General features: G+C 48.7%; 17 protein-coding genes and 1 pseudogene. 10 read left to right on the top strand and 8 right to left on the bottom strand.

Annotated elements, in window-relative coordinates; genetic code table 11:
• Positions 1-6: 6 nt before the first annotated feature.
• On the bottom strand, positions 7-309 hold the full coding sequence (locus ACO0LN_RS14560) for an urease subunit gamma (protein ID WP_110253278.1): 303 nt from the start codon (positions 307-309) through the stop codon (positions 7-9).
• Between the two features lie 289 nt (positions 310-598).
• On the opposite strand from ACO0LN_RS14560, the gene ACO0LN_RS14555 reads away from it, so the two are divergent.
• The 6 genes from ACO0LN_RS14555 (at position 599) to ACO0LN_RS14530 (ending at position 5,968) form a co-directional block, all read left to right on the top strand.
• Positions 599-1,201: an RNA polymerase sigma factor gene (locus ACO0LN_RS14555; protein WP_422974933.1), complete on the top strand. Its 603-nt coding sequence runs from the start codon at positions 599-601 to the stop codon at positions 1,199-1,201.
• Positions 1,198-1,704: a hypothetical protein gene (locus ACO0LN_RS14550; protein ID WP_422975295.1), complete on the top strand. Its 507-nt coding sequence runs from the start codon at positions 1,198-1,200 to the stop codon at positions 1,702-1,704. The genes ACO0LN_RS14555 and ACO0LN_RS14550 overlap by 4 nt, the downstream gene beginning before the upstream one ends.
• A gap of 44 nt (positions 1,705-1,748) precedes the next feature.
• Positions 1,749-2,948 carry a hypothetical protein gene (locus ACO0LN_RS14545; RefSeq protein ID WP_422974931.1) on the top strand — a complete coding sequence of 400 codons (1,200 nt, stop codon included), beginning with the start codon at positions 1,749-1,751 and terminating at the stop codon, positions 2,946-2,948.
• A gap of 106 nt (positions 2,949-3,054) precedes the next feature.
• Positions 3,055-3,423: a hypothetical protein gene (locus ACO0LN_RS14540; RefSeq protein WP_422974929.1), complete on the top strand. Its 369-nt coding sequence runs from the start codon at positions 3,055-3,057 to the stop codon at positions 3,421-3,423.
• Between the two features lie 338 nt (positions 3,424-3,761).
• Entirely contained in the window at positions 3,762-4,835 is a 1,074-nt protein-coding gene (locus tag ACO0LN_RS14535) for a threonine ammonia-lyase (RefSeq protein WP_422974927.1), read from the top strand.
• A gap of 188 nt (positions 4,836-5,023) precedes the next feature.
• A complete protein-coding gene (locus ACO0LN_RS14530) occupies positions 5,024-5,968 on the top strand; it encodes a VTT domain-containing protein (protein ID WP_422974925.1) in 945 nt (314 codons plus the stop codon).
• A 5-nt stretch (positions 5,969-5,973) separates the two neighbouring features.
• On the opposite strand, the gene ACO0LN_RS14525 is transcribed toward ACO0LN_RS14530, so the two are convergent.
• On the bottom strand, positions 5,974-6,870 hold the full coding sequence (locus tag ACO0LN_RS14525) for a LysR family transcriptional regulator (RefSeq protein ID WP_422974923.1): 897 nt from the start codon (positions 6,868-6,870) through the stop codon (positions 5,974-5,976).
• A gap of 97 nt (positions 6,871-6,967) precedes the next feature.
• On the opposite strand from ACO0LN_RS14525, the gene ACO0LN_RS14520 reads away from it, so the two are divergent.
• Positions 6,968-8,032 carry an NAD(P)H-binding protein gene (locus ACO0LN_RS14520; protein ID WP_422974921.1) on the top strand — a complete coding sequence of 355 codons (1,065 nt, stop codon included), beginning with the start codon at positions 6,968-6,970 and terminating at the stop codon, positions 8,030-8,032.
• Here the strand turns inward: ACO0LN_RS14520 and ACO0LN_RS14515 are convergent.
• The 6 genes from ACO0LN_RS14515 to urtA form a co-directional block, all read right to left on the bottom strand.
• Entirely contained in the window at positions 7,976-8,854 is an 879-nt protein-coding gene (locus ACO0LN_RS14515; protein ID WP_422974919.1) for an urease accessory protein UreD, read from the bottom strand. The genes ACO0LN_RS14520 and ACO0LN_RS14515 overlap by 57 nt on opposite strands.
• A 28-nt stretch (positions 8,855-8,882) precedes the next feature.
• Positions 8,883-9,581 carry an urea ABC transporter ATP-binding subunit UrtE gene (gene urtE, locus ACO0LN_RS14510; RefSeq protein ID WP_162058805.1) on the bottom strand — a complete coding sequence of 233 codons (699 nt, stop codon included), beginning with the start codon at positions 9,579-9,581 and terminating at the stop codon, positions 8,883-8,885.
• Between the two features lie 22 nt (positions 9,582-9,603).
• Positions 9,604-10,446: an urea ABC transporter ATP-binding protein UrtD gene (urtD, locus tag ACO0LN_RS14505; RefSeq protein WP_422975283.1), complete on the bottom strand. Its 843-nt coding sequence runs from the start codon at positions 10,444-10,446 to the stop codon at positions 9,604-9,606.
• An 11-nt stretch (positions 10,447-10,457) separates the two neighbouring features.
• Entirely contained in the window at positions 10,458-11,567 is a 1,110-nt protein-coding gene (urtC, locus tag ACO0LN_RS14500; RefSeq protein ID WP_422974917.1) for an urea ABC transporter permease subunit UrtC, read from the bottom strand.
• An 8-nt stretch (positions 11,568-11,575) separates the two neighbouring features.
• Positions 11,576-13,174, bottom strand: coding sequence for an urea ABC transporter permease subunit UrtB (gene urtB / locus ACO0LN_RS14495; protein ID WP_422974915.1), 1,599 nt, complete (start codon positions 13,172-13,174; stop codon positions 11,576-11,578).
• A 241-nt stretch (positions 13,175-13,415) separates the two neighbouring features.
• Positions 13,416-14,669 (bottom strand): urea ABC transporter substrate-binding protein, encoded by a 1,254-nt coding sequence (gene urtA / locus ACO0LN_RS14490; RefSeq protein WP_422974913.1) that lies wholly within the window; start codon positions 14,667-14,669, stop codon positions 13,416-13,418.
• Between the two features lie 858 nt (positions 14,670-15,527).
• Between urtA and ACO0LN_RS14485 the strand changes: the two genes are divergently transcribed.
• The 3 genes and pseudogenes from ACO0LN_RS14485 to ACO0LN_RS14475 all read left to right on the top strand — a co-directional run.
• Entirely contained in the window at positions 15,528-16,853 is a 1,326-nt protein-coding gene (locus tag ACO0LN_RS14485) for an ATP-binding protein (RefSeq protein ID WP_422974911.1), read from the top strand.
• 61 nt (positions 16,854-16,914) lie between these two features.
• Positions 16,915-18,540, top strand: coding sequence for an EAL domain-containing protein (locus tag ACO0LN_RS14480; RefSeq protein ID WP_422974909.1), 1,626 nt, complete (start codon positions 16,915-16,917; stop codon positions 18,538-18,540).
• A gap of 439 nt (positions 18,541-18,979) precedes the next feature.
• Positions 18,980-19,129, top strand: a pseudogene (locus ACO0LN_RS14475) (two-component system response regulator); the annotation flags it as partial.
• Between the last annotated feature and the right edge of the window lie 126 nt (positions 19,130-19,255).

The following is a 19,255-nucleotide window of genomic DNA, read 5'->3' as shown; positions in this document are numbered from 1 at the left end:
CTTCTCCTAAGGAATGGGGTGATGGACGGTAACCAGCTTGCTGCCATCCGGGAAAGTCGCTTCGACCTGGATATCAGGAATCATTTCCGGCACGCCTTCCATGACGTCGGCACGGCTGAGTATTTGCGTTCCCTCAGACATCAGTTCTGCCACCGTGCGGCCATCACGTGCGCCCTCCATAATGGCGGCAGTGATCAGGGCAACTGCTTCCGGGTAATTCAGCTTCAGGCCGCGTGCCTTTCGTCTTTCTGCCAGCAAGGCGGCGGTAAATATCAGCAACTTATCTTTTTCTCTGGGTGTCAGATCCATATCTTCTTTCGCTTATTGTCTGTGCTATCACCAAACTTATTATTTATCGTCATTTGCAAAATAACAAGCAAGTCCAATAAGGCGACAGGCCAGTCCTCTAAAAACATTATAAAAAGCAACACAGCAAGTTTCGAACCAAGGCTAAATAGGCTGGATTGAAAAAATGCGCACCAAACAAAGGCGCGCACTCACCAAGTTAGTGCATTTCACATAAATGCAGATAGCGCGAAAATAATTGGAACTTTCAAAGCCTCTCAAAGTAATACCTGAAAACAACTTACAAATAAACGTGGATAACCAAGAGACAGATTCCAGCTTGCTGACACAAATGCGCGACGGTGATATTGCTGCATTTCAACGCCTGTACCAGCGCCATCAGGGGCCTATCTATCGCTACGCCCTGATGCGATGTGGCCAAAGTGCACTGGCAGCGGACGTGGTGCAGGATGTTTTCATGAGTTTGCTGAGCAAGTCTTACCGTTATGACGCAGGCCTGGGCAGTTTGCAGAATTTTCTGTTTGGCGTAGCAAGGAATTTATTGCTGAAACAGGACAAAACAGAACGCCGCCACCAGCCATTACCAGGTTATAGCGAAGAAGATGGAGAAGAAGTCTTGATAAGTGAAACGACAGAACTGGCGGATGTCATCTTCCATCAGCAAATGACTGAACATGTACGGCAGGCAGTCGCGGTATTGCGCCCTCATTATCGTGACGTGATTATTTTGTATGAATTGCAGGAACTATCATACGCAGAGATAGCCGTGATTTGCGATATAGACATAGGGACAGTGCGTTCACGCCTGTCAAGGGCGCGGGCCGCGATATTGCAATACAGCGAAAGGCTGGGCTGGCGACCCGACGCAATGGCAAATACCGGAACACAAAGATGAAAGACCTTATGAATACCCCACAGGATGCCAGCAATGCAAATGCCGTGCTGGACCAGCAGTTCAGCCTTTTGCACAAAGATTTGCAGGGGCTGAATACGCCAACGGCGATTGAGCAGACTTTATTACAAGCTTTCGCCAAGCAACAGGCCAAAGATAAAAAAAAGGCACGCAGCAGACGCTTGCGCCCGTGGCTGGCAGGTTTGCTGACTTTGTGTGGCAGCCTTGGCCTGCTCATGATGACGGTCATTTTTCCGGCATCTCAGCATTCATTGACGCCTGACAGCGTGGCAATGGCGGGGACAGAATTGCCCCCCTTTGTTGCCTTGGTACCGCTGGAGCGCCTGAATAATGAAACACCCAGCATGCTGGAAGCAGAAGTCCCAGCTGCCTGGCTCAGCAGCCTGGGCGTGCAAGTCTCACCAGAAATAGCCGGTGACCTGGTACAGGCGCAAATTCTGGTCGCTGCCGATGGCGAACCATTGGCCATGCGGCTACTGAAGTAAGCAAGAAAAAACATCAAAAAATAACTCCGAGAAAAGGACGCATCATGAAAACCAAACTGCCACTCTTCATATTGTTAAGCTCTGCCTGGGCAATGGCACATGCCAATACCGACATTGACACTGCAAACCTTGGCGAAGAAAAACCTTTGCGTCGCCACGTGGAAATCATACAAGTGCCTGCAGTACCACCGCTGCCGCCCATGCCGCCTATGCCACCTATGCCACCTATGCTGGCACTGGCAGATATACCCGACTCAAAAAATATCAACAAAATCGTATCAGACGCCATGAGCCAGGCATTTGTCAGCATGCAAGGCATGCATAGTATCCGGCCAATTAAAAATGCGCCTTACAGCGCAGAAATCATCACAGAGAAAACCCAGACCCTGGCCGATGGCAACCAGATCAGCAACAAAACCAGCAGCTTGAACTACAGAGATGCTGCGGGCCGCACTCGTCAGGAAATGCGCGACAGCAAGGGTAATGCCCAGCACATCGTCATCGTTGACCCAGTTGAGAATGTCCGCTACATCCTCATGCCGGAAAAAAAGACTGCGACCAAAATGTATATGGGCAAAGACCTGGATGAAAAAATGGCCAGCGCCAGAGAAAAAGTCGATGCAGCCAAAGAGAAACTGGAGAAGCTGAAACAGGAAGGCAAGACCGTCAGCGTCGAGACCACACGTAACGGCGACGAAGTCATCGTCAAAAGAATAGAACGCAAAACCAGTGGCGATCAAGCAGAAGGTGGTAAAGACGTGCGCGAAGAAGTCCAGGTCAGAGTCATCCGTGCAGGCAACGCCAGCGACATGCCAGCCCTGCATACCAGCCTGAGTACTACATCAGGCAACTTCACCAGTCTCATGTCCCTGGGGCCTATGTCCACCGCCTTCGTGGATAATCGCTGGACATCAAAAGGCAATACCAAAGACCTGGGCAGCCGCGAGATTGACGGTGTGAAGGCAGATGGCAAAATGCGGTCCTATCAAATCCCGGCAGGTGAGATCGGCAACAAGAACCCAATTACCGTAAGCTCAGAAAGCTGGTATGCACCGGAGCTGCAAATGACCGTCTATGCTAAGCAGACAGACCCACGTACAGGCGAATGGAGTTACCGGCTCAATAATCTGAAACGCTCAGAACCTGCGGCAACATTATTTGCGGTACCCGAGGGTTATACTGTGAAAGAAATACCTGCGGCACCAAAAATCGTCGTTGAGAGGCGTGAGGAAAAGAAACCTTGAATTGAATAATTGGTTTTCCATGTGATCTGACGATGACCGTAGTTATATCTTGGCATCGTCAAATCACATTTGCTTATGGCAAATAAAATCAACATACAGAAAAAATATGGGAATAGAGTTAATTATCGAAAGACGTGGCAGATTGACAGCACCGATCTCCATCGAAGAATGGTTGCAGTTCGTTGCAACACAAGCAGACCTTAGATTCCGAACTGAGGCGCACATCGCAGTCAATCCAGTAGACGCATCAAAAGTAAATGTTTTTGCTGGCGGTGGAGAAGTTGAAATTCTGGTCAAGGACAGATGGCTTCCTTTTTTTCGACACAATAGGGGAAAGTTACGTACAAAGTATCAAGAAAGTTTCGAAGATCCATTGAATGAAATTCGCATTAAAATCATTTTCGTCGCCAAGGCCATGAACTCAGTTATCAGAACTGACGCTGATGATGAAATTTTAAATTGGGAGTCTCTATGAATCGTCTTCTTGCAAATCTTCGCAGGATGCATTTGTAAAAATACCCTCTTGCCATCCCCAGCAAGATCGGTTACAGTTTTCCCATGCAAGCAATTACCCGTCCTCTGCTGAACACGAACTCATGCGCCATTGATGCCGCATCTGTTGTCGTTTGCACGCTTGCGTTGTCTGCCCCCTCCATCTGCGACATTTCCATTATTCGAATTATCCGGGGTCGTTAAGCTACGGCATATGCCGGTGCCTGGCGGCCCTTCAGCTCATCCTGTTCTGATGGATCGGGCATAGTCACGCTCGCGCCCTCTCTGATTTTTTCTGCTGATTCTTATCCTGGAGTTTATATGTCTCATGTCGCTACAGACAGGCCTTCGCACGCCCCTTCATCTTTGCTATCCACCTTATTGAGTGCAGGTTTCCCCTATCCTTCTCTGGCAGATATCCGCAAGACTGCGGCCAAATTATCGCAACAGGTTTTGCATACTCCAGTCTGGCACTGGCAAACCGGGTCTGCCCTGGATAAGCTGGAGCCTGATACTGAAATCTGGCTGAAGCTGGAGTTGTTCCAAAAAACCGGCACCTTCAAATTGCGTGGTGCCTTGAATTGTATTTCTGCGCTTGATGAAGCGGCCCGACAACGTGGCGTGGTCGCCGTCAGCGCAGGCAATCATGCGATGGCGGTTGCCTATGCAGCCAAGCTGGCGGGCGTGTCTTGCAAAGTGGTGTTGCCACGTCATGCCAGCCCTACACGCATCAAGGCCTGCCGACAGGATGGCGCGGAAGTGATACTGGAAGCAGACATGCATAAGGCATTCGCACTGGGGAAGCGCATCGTTGAAGAAGAACAGCGCAGCATGATCCATCCTTATGACGGCCCATTGACCGCTCTAGGTACAGCAACCGTAGGTTTGGAGTTGATGCAGCAAGTGGTGCAACTGGATGCAGTGATCGTGCCTATCGGTGGTGGTGGTCTGTGTGGCGGCATTGCTTCTGCCGTCAAACAACTGGCACCACATTGTGCCGTGTATGGCGTTGAGCCTTATGGCGCAGATGCCATGTACCGCAGCTTCCAGTCTGGTCAGCCAGAGAAGTTAAAGGAGGTCGATAGCATAGCCGACAGCCTGTGCGCGCCCTACGCGATGGATTACAGTTTCAGGGTATGTCAGCGTTTTGTGGATGAGGTGGTCAGGGTCAGTGATGATGAAATCTGTACTGCGATGTCGGATTTATATCATGATGTCAAGCTCGTGGCCGAACCTGCTGCAGCGGTTGCCACGGCAGGCTTGTTTGGCCCCTTGCGCCAAAGACTTGCTGGCAAACGGGTAGCTGTGATCGTTTGTGGCTCCAATGTCGATCCTGCCAGATATGCTGAATTACTTGCAAGGGCAGTATCGTCAGCGCATGGGCTGGCCGCCTGATCTGAAAATCTGGACTACAGTTGGAAAGTAACTGCTCAGTTTGCAACAGGCATCACACGCATGATATGCAAAGCACTGCAATGCCCTACAATAGGGGTTCAATCGGGCATAAACATAGACGGATTTTACTTTTGCCGTTCCATGCCTGTTCACTGCATGATTACTCATGATTACTAACGGAATTGCATATGCAACAAGGCTGGCTGGCAGATTTTTTTCGTCAAAACGATAGTTTGATGGTGTTTGTCAACGTCTTGCTGCAGCAACTGGGCTTGCCTGTGCCAGCAGTGCCGACCATGATGTTCAATGCCAGCCAGGCCACACAGTCCGGGCAATTGCTGGTTTTGTTGATGGCAGCGGTAGGTGCTTCGCTGATTGCAGACCTGATCTGGTACCAGGCAGGCAAGAAGTTTGGCTATAGCGTACTGAAGTTTTTATGCAAGATGTCGATCAACCCCGGGTCTTGCGTAAACCAGACGGAAGCACGCTTTCATCGCTGGGGGGTGTGGTCGCTGGTGGTGGGCAAATTCATCCCTGGCTTTTCTACCGTGGCACCGCCGGTAGCTGGTGCTTTGGGTATGCCGCGAACATCATTCATGCTGGCTTCTGCCGCAGGTGCAGCTTTATGGGCGGGACTGGCCCTGTTGGCGGGCTTTGCCTTGCAGGCGCAAATTGAAGCAGGCCTGGTATTTTTGTCAGCGCAGGGCATACGTATTGCTGTTATTTTCGTTGCCCTGGTATTGAGCTGGCTGGCCTGGAAATTCTGGCAAAAGAAACGCTTTGAAAAGCTCGCGTCCATTCCCCATTTCAGTGCAACTGAGATGTCAGACACACTGAGGACCAGCGTCCTGCCCCATATTATCGACTTGCGCAGCCCGGCACTGATTGCAGAAACAGGTACCATACCCCATGCCATGGTCAGCGAGGTGAAGCAAGTTGGCAATGCGGCCCAACATTGGCCGCAGCATGAAATGATCATCACGATATGCGCCTGCCCTGGCGATGCAGGTGCCGTGCATGCCGCTCACACCCTCAGGCAATTGGGGTTTAAAGATGTCCGGCCTTTTGCGGGCGGTTTTGATGCTTGGCAGGAATTATCCACCGTACACCCACACTTGTTGATCAAAACTTGAGCACTTCACACCTGTTGTAGCAAGGCTTGTAGTTCTTTAACCAGATGATCAAAGGTAGTCCGGTATCGCTGGCTGGACCGCAAATCTTCATGCATGACTACCCAGACAGGCAAATCGATTTGGAGTTCATCAGCCAATACACGCTGCAGATAGGAATGCTGCTGAGCGAGCCCGACCTGACAAATTCCTATTCCATAGCCTTTACGTATGGCAGCAAACTGCACCAGATCACTATCTGCACGTAAGGCAAAGTCAGCACCTTGCAACTGCGGGTAACGTTTTTGCAGAGCACGGATATAGGGAAATTCGCGGTCAAAACCGATCACGCTATGCTGTTTCAACGCCGACATGTCGGATGGTACGCCGTGGCGTGACAGATAATCGACATGGGCGAAGAATCCCAGCGTTACATTGCCCGTGCGGCGCGCGATTAATGCATCTTGCAAAGGCTCAGTCATGCGAATGGCAATGTCCGCATCGCGTTTAAGCAAATCCTGGGTATGGTTGGATATCTGTAGTTCTATACTCAAATCTGGATAGTCTTGCCGTAAACCTGCCAGCATGCCCGGCAATATCTCTACTCCCATGACTTCTGATGCAGTAACACGTACGGTACCTCTTACCTCATTCGCTTCTGCCGACACGCTGCGCAGCAAGGCGCTTTCGGTCGCCCGCAAGCTTTCTGCATAAGGTTTCATTGCCAACGCAGCAATTGTGGGTGACAGGCCCGACTGATTGCGCACAAACAAACTCGTACCCAAGGCCTGTTCCAGTGCCTCGATATGCCGCCCTACTGTAGGCTGCGTCAAACCCAGCGCACGGGCAGCGCCTGATAACGAACCTTCTTCCAGCACTGCCAGCGCAGTGCGGTAGTAGTCCCAGTGAATATTTTTGTCATCCATACAGAAATGTATATCACCTATGCAGTTTTAGAGAATTGTATATAGCCTGGCAAAGATACACAATGGCTACATCAACCAAACATTAAGGAGCAACAAAATGAATCAGCAAACATTCAGCAATAAAGTAAATGCACAAATCCATAAGCAAGCCCTGGTATTGGGCGCAACTGGCGGCGTAGGTGGTGAAGTGGCACGCTTGCTGATGCAACGCGGCTGGCAGGTCACTACCATGCATCGCAATCCTGATCAGGTGAAAGATAAAACAGCAGCCCATATCTGGATGAAAGGTGATGTCATGGTGCAAGACGATGTGGTGCAAGCTGCTGCCGGAAAATCTGTCATCGTCCACGCAGTCAACCCACCTGGTTACCGCGACTGGGAAAAACTCGTGCTGCCCATGATAGACAACACGATCGCAGCAGCCCAGGCCAGTGGCGCACGCATCCTGCTGCCAGGTACTGTATATAATTTTGGTCCGGATGCCTTCCCGCTGATTGCAGAAAATGCGTCACAGTTCCCTATCACCAAGAAAGGCAAAATCCGGGTAGAGATGGAACACCGTCTGCGTCTGGCTGCCAGCAAAGGCGTCAAATCTCTCATCGTCAGGGCTGGTGATTTCTTTGGTCCCAAGGCAGCCAACAACTGGTTTTCACAAGGGCTGGTAACGCCAGGCCAGCCAGTGAGCGTAGTGCGCTACCCTGGCAGTGCTGGCGTTGGCCATCAATGGGCTTACTTACCGGATGTAGCAGAAACCATGGTGCGTCTGCTGGAACGTGAAAATGAACTGGGTAATTTTGCCCGCTTCCATATGGAAGGCCATTGGGATCATGATGGTAAGCAAATGGTTGCCGCAATTGGTCGCGTGACTGCACAGCCTGCATTGAAGGCTAGCTGGTTCCCATGGCCTGTGTTCACTCTGCTGTCACCTTTTAAGCAAACTTTGAAGGAAATGCTGGAAATGCGTTACCTGTGGCGCACTGAAGTCAAAATGTCGAACCAGGCTTTGGTAGACTTTTTGGGTGAAGAACCACGTACACCTCTGGATGTAGCTGTTCGTTCCAGCCTGGCAGGCCTGGGCTGCATCAAACGTAACGCAGGTTACGAATCAGGTGTTCCAGATGCGCGGAATTTTGGCATCACGCCCAATCACGACAGGGCGTAAATGCTGCCACACCAGCTGCATCCAAAACCGGGCAACTTCACTGGAGTTGCCCAGGTAGCGCGCGACAATGACAGACTTCATTTGCGTGACGCCACACAAGGCGTCCGCTTCACGCTCAGACAAAAAGGCCGATGTTTGTTCGCGCAAAGCATGCAATTGTTCACCGGACAGCAAGGCACCAGAAGCCAGCACCATCGCCGACACTGATTTACCATTCAAACCCAGGTGACTTTGCATGACAGGGCTGCCACCTTGCAAACTGCCCTGTTCATACCAGATCATTTTCTCTTCACGATAGATGCTGCAATGCTGTTTGATCCGGCCACTGTTATAGGTTTCGCCAGAGGCAGTGCGGCCAAAGCAAAAAATATCAGCCGCAATCAATCTAGCATCTGCGTCAAGGTGTATGGTCTGGTGCAAATCGACACAGGCATCGTCAAAAAAAATGGTTTCTTGCGGCAGCCATTCAAGCCTGGCACCTGCATCGAGTTTGAGATTGATATGTTGTGCTGATACATATCCATTACTGCGATACCATTTCGCCGCACCTGGTGTCGTCACCAGTGCATGCGTGTCAGCCGCCAGCTTCACATCTACATTTAACTGGTCGCCACCGACTACTCCACCTGGGGGATGAATGATGATGGCATGGCAAACATCATCCCCTTCAGGATACAAAGGCTTTTGTACACGAAGGGGGCCATTGTGTTTGCGTTCCGTCAGGCGCGTGACATCGCCATCCTTGCTAAAGCCCAGTTGCAGGCTGGCTTGCCAGTGTGATTTTGTAGCGATTGGGGGTAATGCCGGACTGCAGACATCCATATTCAGCTAGCGATAGGTAAAGACTGCACTATACCGCCAGATGCCGCTTGACGTCATCCCCATCCATCAATTCCTGGCCGCCATAGGCCACCACCTCACCACGCGACAGCACGACAAAATGATCTGCCAGTTCGCGGGCAAAATCGAAATACTGTTCGCACAGCAAGATACCTATGTCGCCACGTTCACGCAGTAAACGAATGACACGACCTATATCCTTGATGATGGAAGGCTGGATGCCTTCAGTAGGTTCATCCAGGATGATGAGCTTGGGTTCTGCCAGCAAGGCACGGGCAATGGCGAGTTGTTGCTGCTGGCCGCCAGATAAATCACCGCCACGCCTGTGCAGCATTTCTTTCAATACCGGGAAAAGCTGATATACCTCATCCTTGATTTTGCCAGCCTTGCGTGCAGGCAGGCTGGCCATGCCCATGAGCAGGTTTTCTTCTACGGTAAGACGGGCAAAAATCTCACGCCCTTGTGGCACATAAGCTATCCCTGCCCTGGCTCTGTCATGTGGCGAAAGTTTGTTGATGTCGCGGCCCTCAAAGCTGACCGTACCTTCGGTAACTGGCAAAACACCCATCAGGCATTTCAGCAAGCTGGTCTTGCCGACGCCATTACGGCCCAGCAAAGCCATGCACTCACCTTTTTTGAGTGACAGTGAAATACCACGCAAGGTGTGGCTGGATCCATAATGCTGATGTAGTTGTTTGACTTCAAGCATGCTTGGCTTTCATTAGCGTCCTTTAGCGTCCCAGATAGACTTCAATCACGCGTTCATCTGCCTGTACCTGCGCCATTGTACCCTCGGCAAGTACAGATCCCTCATGCAATACCGTGACTTTGCCCTGTTGCGCAATTTCGGTGACAAAACCCATGTCATGCTCGACCACCATGAGGGAATGCTTGCCGCGTAATTCATTGAGCAATTCAGCAGTGCGTGCAGTCTCGGCATCCGACATGCCAGCCACTGGTTCATCAAGCAAGATCAGTTGTGGTTCCTGTATCAGCAGCATGCCTATCTCCAGCCACTGTTTTTGGCCATGCGATAACAAGCCAGCCTGCCTTTGCTCTTGCCCCTCCAGGCGTATCAATTGCAAGATGGCGGCTATCTTGTCTTTTTGTTCGCTATTCAGGCGGGCAAACAGGGTAGTCTTGACGCGCTTGTCCATTTTCATGGCCAGCTCAAGATTTTCAAAAACGCTGTGCTGCTCAAAGACGGTCGGTCGTTGGAACTTGCGGCCTATGCCGGCATGGGCGATTTCGACTTCGCTCATGCGCGTCAGGTCCATGGTCTGCCCGAAGAATGCGGTGCCGGATGTGGGCCGTGTTTTACCGGTGATCACATCCATCATGGTAGTTTTACCCGCGCCATTGGGGCCGATAATGCAACGCAGTTCCCCCACCGATATATCCAGGTTCAGATTATTAATGGCCTTGAAACCGTCAAAAGAAACGACGATGTCTTCCAGGTAAAGGATAGCGCCGTGGGTGGTATCCACTCCTTCCTGTTTGATACGGCCATAAGACACACCCTGGTCACCGGTAGCACCCTCGTACTGTTGACCTGGCCTTAAGACGCCACTCATCATATAAGAGGTCATGCTGGCTCCCGCTGTTTTTTGAATTTACTCACCAGACCCAGGACACCCTGTTGCATGAACAAAGTAACGAGGATGAACAGCAAACCCAGGGCATACAGCCACAAATCCGGGAAAGCAGCGGTAAACCAGCTCTTCAGCCCATTCACGGTAAAGGCACCAATAATAGGCCCGAGCAAAGTACCGCGCCCGCCTACTGCGGCCCAGATCACCATTTCTATGGAATTGGCTGGCGACATTTCAGAGGGGTTGATGATGCCCACCTGTGGCACATACAGGGCACCGGCAATACCGCAAATTATGGCGGACAAGGTCCAGACAAACAGCTTGAACCACAAGGGGTTGTAGCCGATGAACATCAGCCGCGATTCAGAATCCCGCACGGCCTGTAGTACGCGCCCCAACTTGGAAGTGACTATCCAGCGGCACAGGAACAAAGCCGACAACAAAATCAGCAAGGTAATCAGGTACAGCGCAGCCTTGGTGCCAGGTGCGGTGATGGTAAAACCCAGAATGCGCTTGAAGTCAGTAAAGCCATTATTACCGCCAAAACCCGTGTTATTACGAAAGAACAGCAACATGAAGGCAAATGTCATGGCCTGGGTGATGATGGAGAAATACACACCTTTGATCCGTGAGCGAAAGGCAAAGAAACCAAAGATAAAGGCCAGCACACCAGGCACCAGTATCACCAGCGCCATGCAATACCAGAAGCTATCTGTCATGGACCAATACCAGGGATAGGTTTTCCAGTCCAGGAAAACCATGAAGTCTGGCAGATTACTTTGATAGACACCGTCACGGCCAATCGCACGCATCAGATACATGCCATGTGCATAGGCGCCCAGCGCAAAAAATACGCCATGCCCCAGAGACAAAATCCCGGTATAACCCCATACCAGATCAAGTGCCAGCGCAGCCAGGGCATAGCACATGAACTTGCCAACCAGGGCTATCGTATAGCTGGAAATATGCAATACGTGGCCAGTTGGAAAACTCAGATTGAGGATAGGTAGCAGCACGGCAATCACTGCGCACACCAGTATGCCTGTCCATGCCGGTTTGGAAAACAGCCCCTTTGCTGTTGGAAACGCTGTAGTTGTAGTCATAGTCGCACTCATTCCACACTCCTGCCTTTGAGCGCAAACAAGCCTTGCGGTCTGCGTTGTATGAAAATGATGATAAATACCAGGATGACGATCTTGGCCATGACAGCACCAGCCACCGGCTCCAGGAATTTATTCACTTCGCCCAGGCCAAAAGCCGCAATCACAGTGCCAGCCAACTGCCCTACCCCGCCCAACACCACGACCATGAAGGAATCGACGATATAGTTTTGCCCCAGGTCAGGGCCAACATTACCTAACTGCGACAAGGCCACGCCACCCAGACCTGCAATGCCCGAACCAAGACCAAAAGTCAGCATGTCTATCTTGCCGGTTGCGACACCTACGCAATCAGCCATGCGGCGATTCTGTGTCACGGCACGCACGAACAGACCCAGGCGTGTCTTGTTCAGGATCAGCCAGACTGCCAGCACGACAAACAGCGCAAAGAAAATAATGATGATGCGGTTATAAGACAGCACCAATGAACCCAGCACCGTGATACCGCCCGACATCCACGAAGGATTGGCAACTTCGACATTTTGCGCACCAAAAATCGAACGCACCGCCTGCATCAGTATCAGGCTGATACCCCAGGTGCATAACAAGGTTTCCAGCGGGCGGCCATATAACCAGCGTATGACCGTTCTTTCCAGCAAAATACCAACGGCGGCAGAAACCAGGAAAGCTGCAGGCAGAGCCAGCAACAAATAAGCATCGACAGCACCGGGCATGAATTTGCGGAACAGCATCTGGCAAACATAGGTAGTGTAAGCACCTATCATCAGCAATTCACCATGTGCCATATTGATGATGCCCATCAAGCCAAAGGTGATTGCCAGGCCCAGGGCAGCCAGCAACAGCACGCTACCCAGCGAGACGCCATAAAACAGATTGCCAACAAATTCCATGCGTGCCAGGCGTCCATCGATAGCATTCAAGGTATTGGCGGCTTCTGCCCGTATGCTGGCGTCGGCTTCGTTGTAACTACCATCGGGATTTTGTGTCAGCATCTTTTGCAGCACAGGTTTTAAATTGGGGTTGGGACTATCCAGCAAAGCCTTGATGGCAGCCTTACGCACTACTGGGTCACTGGCCTGCAAATTGGCGGTGGCAATCAGCATTTGCAGACGGGATTTGATTTCGCTATCGTTTTCTTTCAGATAGGCTTTGTTCAGTATGGGCAATTGCTCTGGCGTTGCTTCTTTTTCCAGCGCAGTTGCAGCGACAAGGCGGGTATTTTTGTCCGGTGAAAATAATTTCAAGCCTGACAGTGCGCTATCCAGCGCAGCACGCAGGCGGTTATTGATGGTGATTGCCTCTGCATCATCCGGCAGCTTTTGCATTTTCCCTGTGCTAAGGTCTTTTGCCTGTTCACCATCGACCAGGTAGACAGCAACGCCCCTGGCAAACAATTGCTCATTTTTGAGCGCAGTCAATACTTCCACAGCCTCTTCATTACCCATGGCTGCGATGGAATTGACAGCAGTAATACGCACATCAGGATCATCACCTGCCAGCGCCTGCAAGAGCTTGCCATCGATAGCCGCATGCGCTGTCAGACTAAACACGAACAAGACTATGCTCGCGCAGATTTTACGAAATATCATAGGCAACCAGGTCAGGGATGGAAAATCCGTAACAGCACCCAGGGCCATCGATATGTGAAGTCCTGAGTGCCTGCATCACTCCTTAAAACCTGCTTACGATCTTACTGCGCGAGCGTGATCGGGGCTCATGTGCTGCTCAAAATGCTCATGTACCAGAGTACATTCCGCTTTTTGCGCTGCTCTTCACCCCGCTGACGCTCGCTACAGATCGTAAACAGGTTTCTAAATATCACTCCTTGAATTACAGTTTCTGCTTGCCTTCATTGCCTGGGATATAAGGGCTCCATGGTTGCGCACGGATAGGTGTTTTGGTTTTGTAGACAACGCTGAACTGACCATCCGCCTTGATCTCGCCTATCATGACTGGCTTGTGCAGGTGATGATTGGTTTTATCCATCGTCAATTCAAAACCGGATGGTGCTTTAAAAGTCTGTCCGCCCATGGCAGCAATGACTTTATCGGTATCCGTGGACTTAGCTTTTTCAACTGCCTGTTTCCACATATACATGCCTACATAAGTCGCTTCCATAGGGTCATTAGTGACAACTGTCGCGGCATTAGGCAGTTTTTTGGCGGCCGCATAGTCTTTCCATTTTTTGATGAATTCGGTATTCACCGGGTTTTTTACAGACTGGAAGTAATTCCAGGCGGCCAGATGACCCACCAATGGCTTGGTATCTACACCGCGCAATTCTTCTTCACCGACTGAGAATGCGACGACAGGTACATCCGTAGCCTTCAAGCCAGCGTTACCGAGTTCTTTATAGAATGGGACATTGGAGTCACCATTGATGGTGGAGATAACTGCTGTCTTACCACCCGCAGCAAATTTCTTGATATTGGCAACGATGGTCTGATAATCAGAGTGGCCGAATGGGGTATACACTTCATCGATGTCAGTATCCTTGACTCCCTTACTATGCAAGAAGGCGCGCAGGATTTTGTTGGTGGTGCGTGGATACACATAGTCAGTACCCAGCAAGACAAAACGCTTGGCACCACCTCCCTCTTTCGACATCAGGTATTCAGTCGCAGGAATGGCTTGCTGGTTAGGTGCGGCACCTGTGTAGAAAACGTTTTTCTCAAGCTCTTCACCTTCATACTGCACCGGGTAAAACAGTAGGCTATTGAGTTCCTTGAAAACGGGCAGGACGGATTTACGTGATACCGAAGTCCAGCAACCAAACACGACGGATACTTTGTCTTGCGATACCAGTTGGCGGGCCTTCTCAGCAAACAGCGGCCAGTTGGAGGCTGGATCAACGATCACCGCTTCCAGCTTTTTACCCATGACACCGCCCTTGGCATTGATTTCATCTATCGTCATCAGGGCCACATCTTTGAGAGATGTCTCCGAGATTGCCATAGTGCCAGACAGGGAATGCAGAATGCCGACCTTGATAGTATCGGCGGCTTGCGCCTGTGTAAGCCAGCCAGAAGCGGCCAGGGTCATTGCGGCGACAGCAGTTGCTTTCAAAACAGTACGACGTGACATGTTTTCTCCTGATAGTGGTGAGGTCATGGAACAAATAAAGCAAGTTTCTCACCACTGTTAGCAGATAACGTGCCAACCACCGAATTACACTAGTTATTGGCTGATAGGCCATTGAGTTGTTCAAAGATATTTAGTAAATTTAGCTCAAAAACATTTGAAAAATTTCATTCAGAATTCCGTCCAGAAAAGACATAAATGCAATACTCACACGCAATGTAGGAAAAGCAAAATTGGGACTATCCCTCACCCAAATACCTAGTATCGACAACTAAAACTATGCAAGCAAGATTGCATTTTAGCCACGACGTTAGATGTCAACTGATATTCGCGCCGAAGCATAAGCAACTCACTCATTCATTGGAAATAGCAGTGCTTCATTCTTGATTCGACATTTTCAATGGGCGCATATGTTGATCGATCACAATATTTAAGTGCGCAAACTATTTCCGCTCATTAGAAATGCGCGGCAAACTTCATTTTTAAGTGCACAAACGCACCCAAACCGTGCAAAAGCATAACTTTTCTGCATTTTTGTGTAGCCTTAATGATTGTTAACAAAATTTATTTCCGCACGGAAAATTCGACACAGACTTCTACAAATCTGGAACCTGGGATTCGAGAAGAAAAAATAAACTTATAAGCGTTTGATTTTATTGAATATTTTCTTGATCGCTAGGACTTATCGCCATTATGGCGTTTTATACCACTCTGATAAACATTGTTTTTTAGAACGCACAATTACTTTTTTCAGTGCAACATACGCAACTCCAAACTTCGCATTTATCAAACGATTGTTCTACTATTTAGACGCAGGGAAATAGAAATTGATTCCATTAACATTCTTCAGGTGTGGTAATCATGATCAATCAATTTGATGAATTCAGCGCTTCGCCGTCGGCCGAGGCGAGCGACAAGGTTCCCGAGACAGTCAAAGGTGTTTCTGATGTTGCCAGATTGCAATATTTGATCGATAACACGCCTGCCATTATCTACAGTAGTGTTCCTACTGGAGATTTTAAAATGACTTTCGTCAGTAACAACGCACTCAATGTTCTCGGCTATCACCCTGAAGAAATGCTAGCCGATCCAAATTTCTGGTTCAATCACATTCATCCAGCAGATGTACCCCAAATCTTCTCAAGTATTGCAAAACTATTTACTGAAGGTGAGCGCGTTTACGAATACCGTTTCATGAGTCGTGCTGGACAATATGTTTGGATGCATGACATGCTCAGGTTAATTCGCGATGAGGATGGCAATCCGGTGGAAGTAATCGGATCTTTAACCGACATCACAAAACGCAAAGAGATGGAAGAAACCTTGTTCAAAAAAGGGCAAGAGCAACAATTGCTCATCAAAAAATTGCAAGAAGCGCACGAGCAATTGTTGCAATCAGAAAAAATGGCCTCCGTTGGCCAGCTCGCGGCCGGAATAGCACACGAGATCAATAACCCAATAGGATTTATCAATTCGAATATTGGGAGCCTGCATAACTACGTAGAGAAATTGCTTGAAGTTATTGGTGGGTATGAAGACTTAATCCCCCAATCTTTAAGCGAGAGCCAGGCCCACAGCAAGATGAACGAAATCAGAGAAAGAGCTGATCTTGATTTTTTAAAAGACGATATACAAGATCTTGTACAAGAATCGATGGATGGACTCAAGCGTGTCAAGGATATTGTTCAGTCATTAAAAGATTTCTCCCACGTTGGCGAAACAGATTGGCAGGAGGCAGACATTCATCATGGCATAGACAGTACCTTGAATATAGTCAAGAACGAAATCAAATATAAAGCGAATGTCGTCAAAGAGTACGGACAATTACCACCTGTAAAGTGCATCATTTCACAGGTCAATCAGGTCATTATGAATTTACTGGTTAACGCCTCTCATGCGATTAAAGAGAAAGGGATTATCAAGGTCAGTACAGGTTGCGAAAAAGACCTGATATGGATAAAAGTACTCGATACTGGAAGCGGTATATCACCCGAAAATCTTAATCGCATATTTGAACCATTTTTTACTACCAAGCCAATAGGAAGTGGTACTGGCTTGGGCCTTTCACTCTCATACGGAATCATAAAAAAACATGGGGGTAAGATTGATGTCAATAGTGTTCCCGGAAAAGGCACATGCTTCACGGTGTGGCTCCCTTTGCGTCAGGAAAATAATATGACGCATTAACCGCTTCAATGCCTGACGCAGTGCTATAAGGCAGCGTAAGCACAGAGTGAGATCAAATCAAATGGATACGGCAACAGTCACCCAGATTGATATCGCGAACGAACTGCAATTAGCTATCAACACGAATCAATTACAACTGCACTATCAGCCAAAGGCTGATTTGCAAACCGGCTTACTTGTAGGAATGGAAGCGTTACTTCGCTGGAATCATGCCAAATGGGGTGCAGTTTCTCCTTCCTTATTCATCCCTGTGGCGGAAAAGAATGAACTTATCATTCAACTGGGTGACTGGGTAATTAGACAAGCATGTCTGGACATTATTAGCTGGTCCAAAGCCAATCTCGTTTCACCATGCGTAGCAATCAATATCTCCCCTATACAGTTGCAGGACCCTGACTTTATTGGTCGAATGTCCTCTATTTTGCAAACCATGCAGGTAAGACCTGAACAAATTTCGATCGAGATTACAGAAGGAATACTGATTGATCACGACTCTGGCATGAAACAGCTACTAGATAATTTTAAACTGCAAGGCTATAGACTTTCACTCGATGACTTTGGCACAGGATATTCGGCACTCAGCTATCTGAAACATTTTCCATTTGACTTTGTAAAGATAGATCAATCCTTCGTTCGCGATTTGCCAGATAACTCTGACGACATTTCAATTTCCAAAGCCATCATCGCAATGGCGCATAGTATGGGATTAAAAGTAATAGCGGAAGGCGTTGAGACCGAGGCCCAATGTAAGTTTCTGAGTGAAAATATGTGCGACCAGATACAAGGCTACTTTTTTTCTCCACCTCTCTCCTTTACGCAGATGACAGCCTTACTGAACAATTGTCCCGCACTGGAGAAACATTTATTGCGCATTGCAAGGCCAGATCGCACCTTACTGCTTGTCGACGATGAGCCAAATATACTGAGCTCGTTGAAGCGACTTTTACGCCGTGATGGATATCAAATACTGACGGCGGGAAGCGGAAGCGAAGGACTAGAAATTCTGAAAAATATTGCTGTCGACGTTATTATCTCTGATCAGCGCATGCCCTCGATGACCGGTGTCGAGTTTTTGCGTAATGCGAAAGAACTCTATCCCAATACTATCCGCATGGTTTTATCTGGGTATACCGAATTGCAATACATCACGGATGCCATTAATGAGGGTGCCATCTACAAATTTTTAACGAAGCCTTGGGATGACGAATTAATACGCGCCCATATTGCAGAAGCTTTTCAGTACAAAGAAATGGCTGATGAAAATCAGTCTCTTAATCTGCAAATAAAGACAAAGAATCAGGAACTGATTGCCGCCAATCGTCGGTTATCTGAGATTGTCAGGCAAAAACAAAGGCAGATCACAATAAATGAAATGAGCTTAAGCATTGTTCGTGAGGTGTTGCAATATGTGCCATTCCCAATTATTGCAGTAGATGATGAAAATATGGTGGTCTTCCTCAACAATACTGCCGAAGAGGTTCTCCCTGAATCAAAAATTGAATTAGGCTGCCAAATTGAACACCTGATTCCAGGAGTGGACAGCGGAATCAAGGAGCACACAGAAGGCTTGTGGTTCCCTGTTTATGTATACCAAAAATCATTTAAGGCCCAATGGAAGAATATGGGGAGGAGAAGTCAACCAAGTGGGAAGATCGTCATGTTAATTGACGACAGGAAATGTCATTGACTCCCAAAAGAAGAGATCAATTACCAAGACTCTGCCCCCAACGATTGAGAATAGGCAACGACGGTTACGTAACTTTGAAGCACATATAACATATTGGCAGAGTTAGAGGCTGTTGCAATAGAAGAAAAAATTCTCCTTTTTGAGAGATGTTGCGTCTACGGATTCACACTATTCAGGAAAAATACCACATCATGTCAAACATTAGAATTGATGAAGTCGAGATTCCTAAAGTAGATAAAAATTGCATTTTTTATCCGTTTTCTGCTCTTAAAACGAAAGATAGAGATGCCAGGGGGGGGCGTTCACTTTCCTCTGGGATACTTCAAAAGCAGGCTGAGGAATTCATTTTCAAACGCAAAACTGGATCATTTCAACTAGGCCGAACCCCGCACCTCTTCAGGTATGTCAACAGTAAAGTCATAGTGCAAGGAGGCATACAATGAGCGATGGCATATGCTCTGACGCACCATCGGTTCTTCTCTTTGTCGATGATGAGCCAAATATTCTTTCTGCACTACGTCGCTTGTTCAGACCCTACCCTTATAAAATACTATTGGCCAATAGCGGTCAAGAAGCCTTAGACCTACTGTAAGCGCCCGGCCGTCACACCTTGACCTAGCACATTAGTGATGCTGGAAATTATGGAGCTGGTTGCCAGTGATGAGGAAGTAATTCGTTGATGCGGCTGAATGGCTGTAACGGTAGTCTTTCCAGT

This window comes from Undibacterium sp. TC9W (assembly GCF_049339865.1).
Lineage (GTDB): Bacteria > Pseudomonadota > Gammaproteobacteria > Burkholderiales > Burkholderiaceae_D > Undibacterium.
The sequence above is the reverse complement of the archived record's forward strand: the minus strand, read 5'-3'. Positions and strand labels throughout refer to the sequence as shown.

Bases quoted from the DNA above. Each gene is read 5' to 3' on its own strand.
- ACO0LN_RS14560 (WP_110253278.1), bottom strand. From the start codon at position 309: ATGGATCTGACACCCAGAGAAAAAGATAAGTTGCTGATATTTACCGCC.
- ACO0LN_RS14550 (WP_422975295.1), top strand. From the start codon at position 1,198: ATGAAAGACCTTATGAATACCCCACAGGATGCCAGCAATGCAAATGCC.
- ACO0LN_RS14545 (WP_422974931.1), top strand. From the start codon at position 1,749: ATGAAAACCAAACTGCCACTCTTCATATTGTTAAGCTCTGCCTGGGCA.
- ACO0LN_RS14540 (WP_422974929.1), top strand. From the start codon at position 3,055: ATGGGAATAGAGTTAATTATCGAAAGACGTGGCAGATTGACAGCACCG.
- ACO0LN_RS14535 (WP_422974927.1), top strand. From the start codon at position 3,762: ATGTCTCATGTCGCTACAGACAGGCCTTCGCACGCCCCTTCATCTTTG.
- ACO0LN_RS14530 (WP_422974925.1), top strand. From the start codon at position 5,024: ATGCAACAAGGCTGGCTGGCAGATTTTTTTCGTCAAAACGATAGTTTG.
- ACO0LN_RS14525 (WP_422974923.1), bottom strand. From the start codon at position 6,870: ATGGATGACAAAAATATTCACTGGGACTACTACCGCACTGCGCTGGCA.
- ACO0LN_RS14520 (WP_422974921.1), top strand. From the start codon at position 6,968: ATGAATCAGCAAACATTCAGCAATAAAGTAAATGCACAAATCCATAAG.
- ACO0LN_RS14515 (WP_422974919.1), bottom strand. From the start codon at position 8,854: ATGGATGTCTGCAGTCCGGCATTACCCCCAATCGCTACAAAATCACAC.
- urtE (WP_162058805.1), bottom strand. From the start codon at position 9,581: ATGCTTGAAGTCAAACAACTACATCAGCATTATGGATCCAGCCACACC.
- urtD (WP_422975283.1), bottom strand. From the start codon at position 10,446: ATGAGTGGCGTCTTAAGGCCAGGTCAACAGTACGAGGGTGCTACCGGT.
- urtC (WP_422974917.1), bottom strand. From the start codon at position 11,567: ATGACTACAACTACAGCGTTTCCAACAGCAAAGGGGCTGTTTTCCAAA.
- urtB (WP_422974915.1), bottom strand. From the start codon at position 13,174: ATGATATTTCGTAAAATCTGCGCGAGCATAGTCTTGTTCGTGTTTAGT.
- urtA (WP_422974913.1), bottom strand. From the start codon at position 14,669: ATGTCACGTCGTACTGTTTTGAAAGCAACTGCTGTCGCCGCAATGACC.
- ACO0LN_RS14485 (WP_422974911.1), top strand. From the start codon at position 15,528: ATGATCAATCAATTTGATGAATTCAGCGCTTCGCCGTCGGCCGAGGCG.
- ACO0LN_RS14480 (WP_422974909.1), top strand. From the start codon at position 16,915: ATGGATACGGCAACAGTCACCCAGATTGATATCGCGAACGAACTGCAA.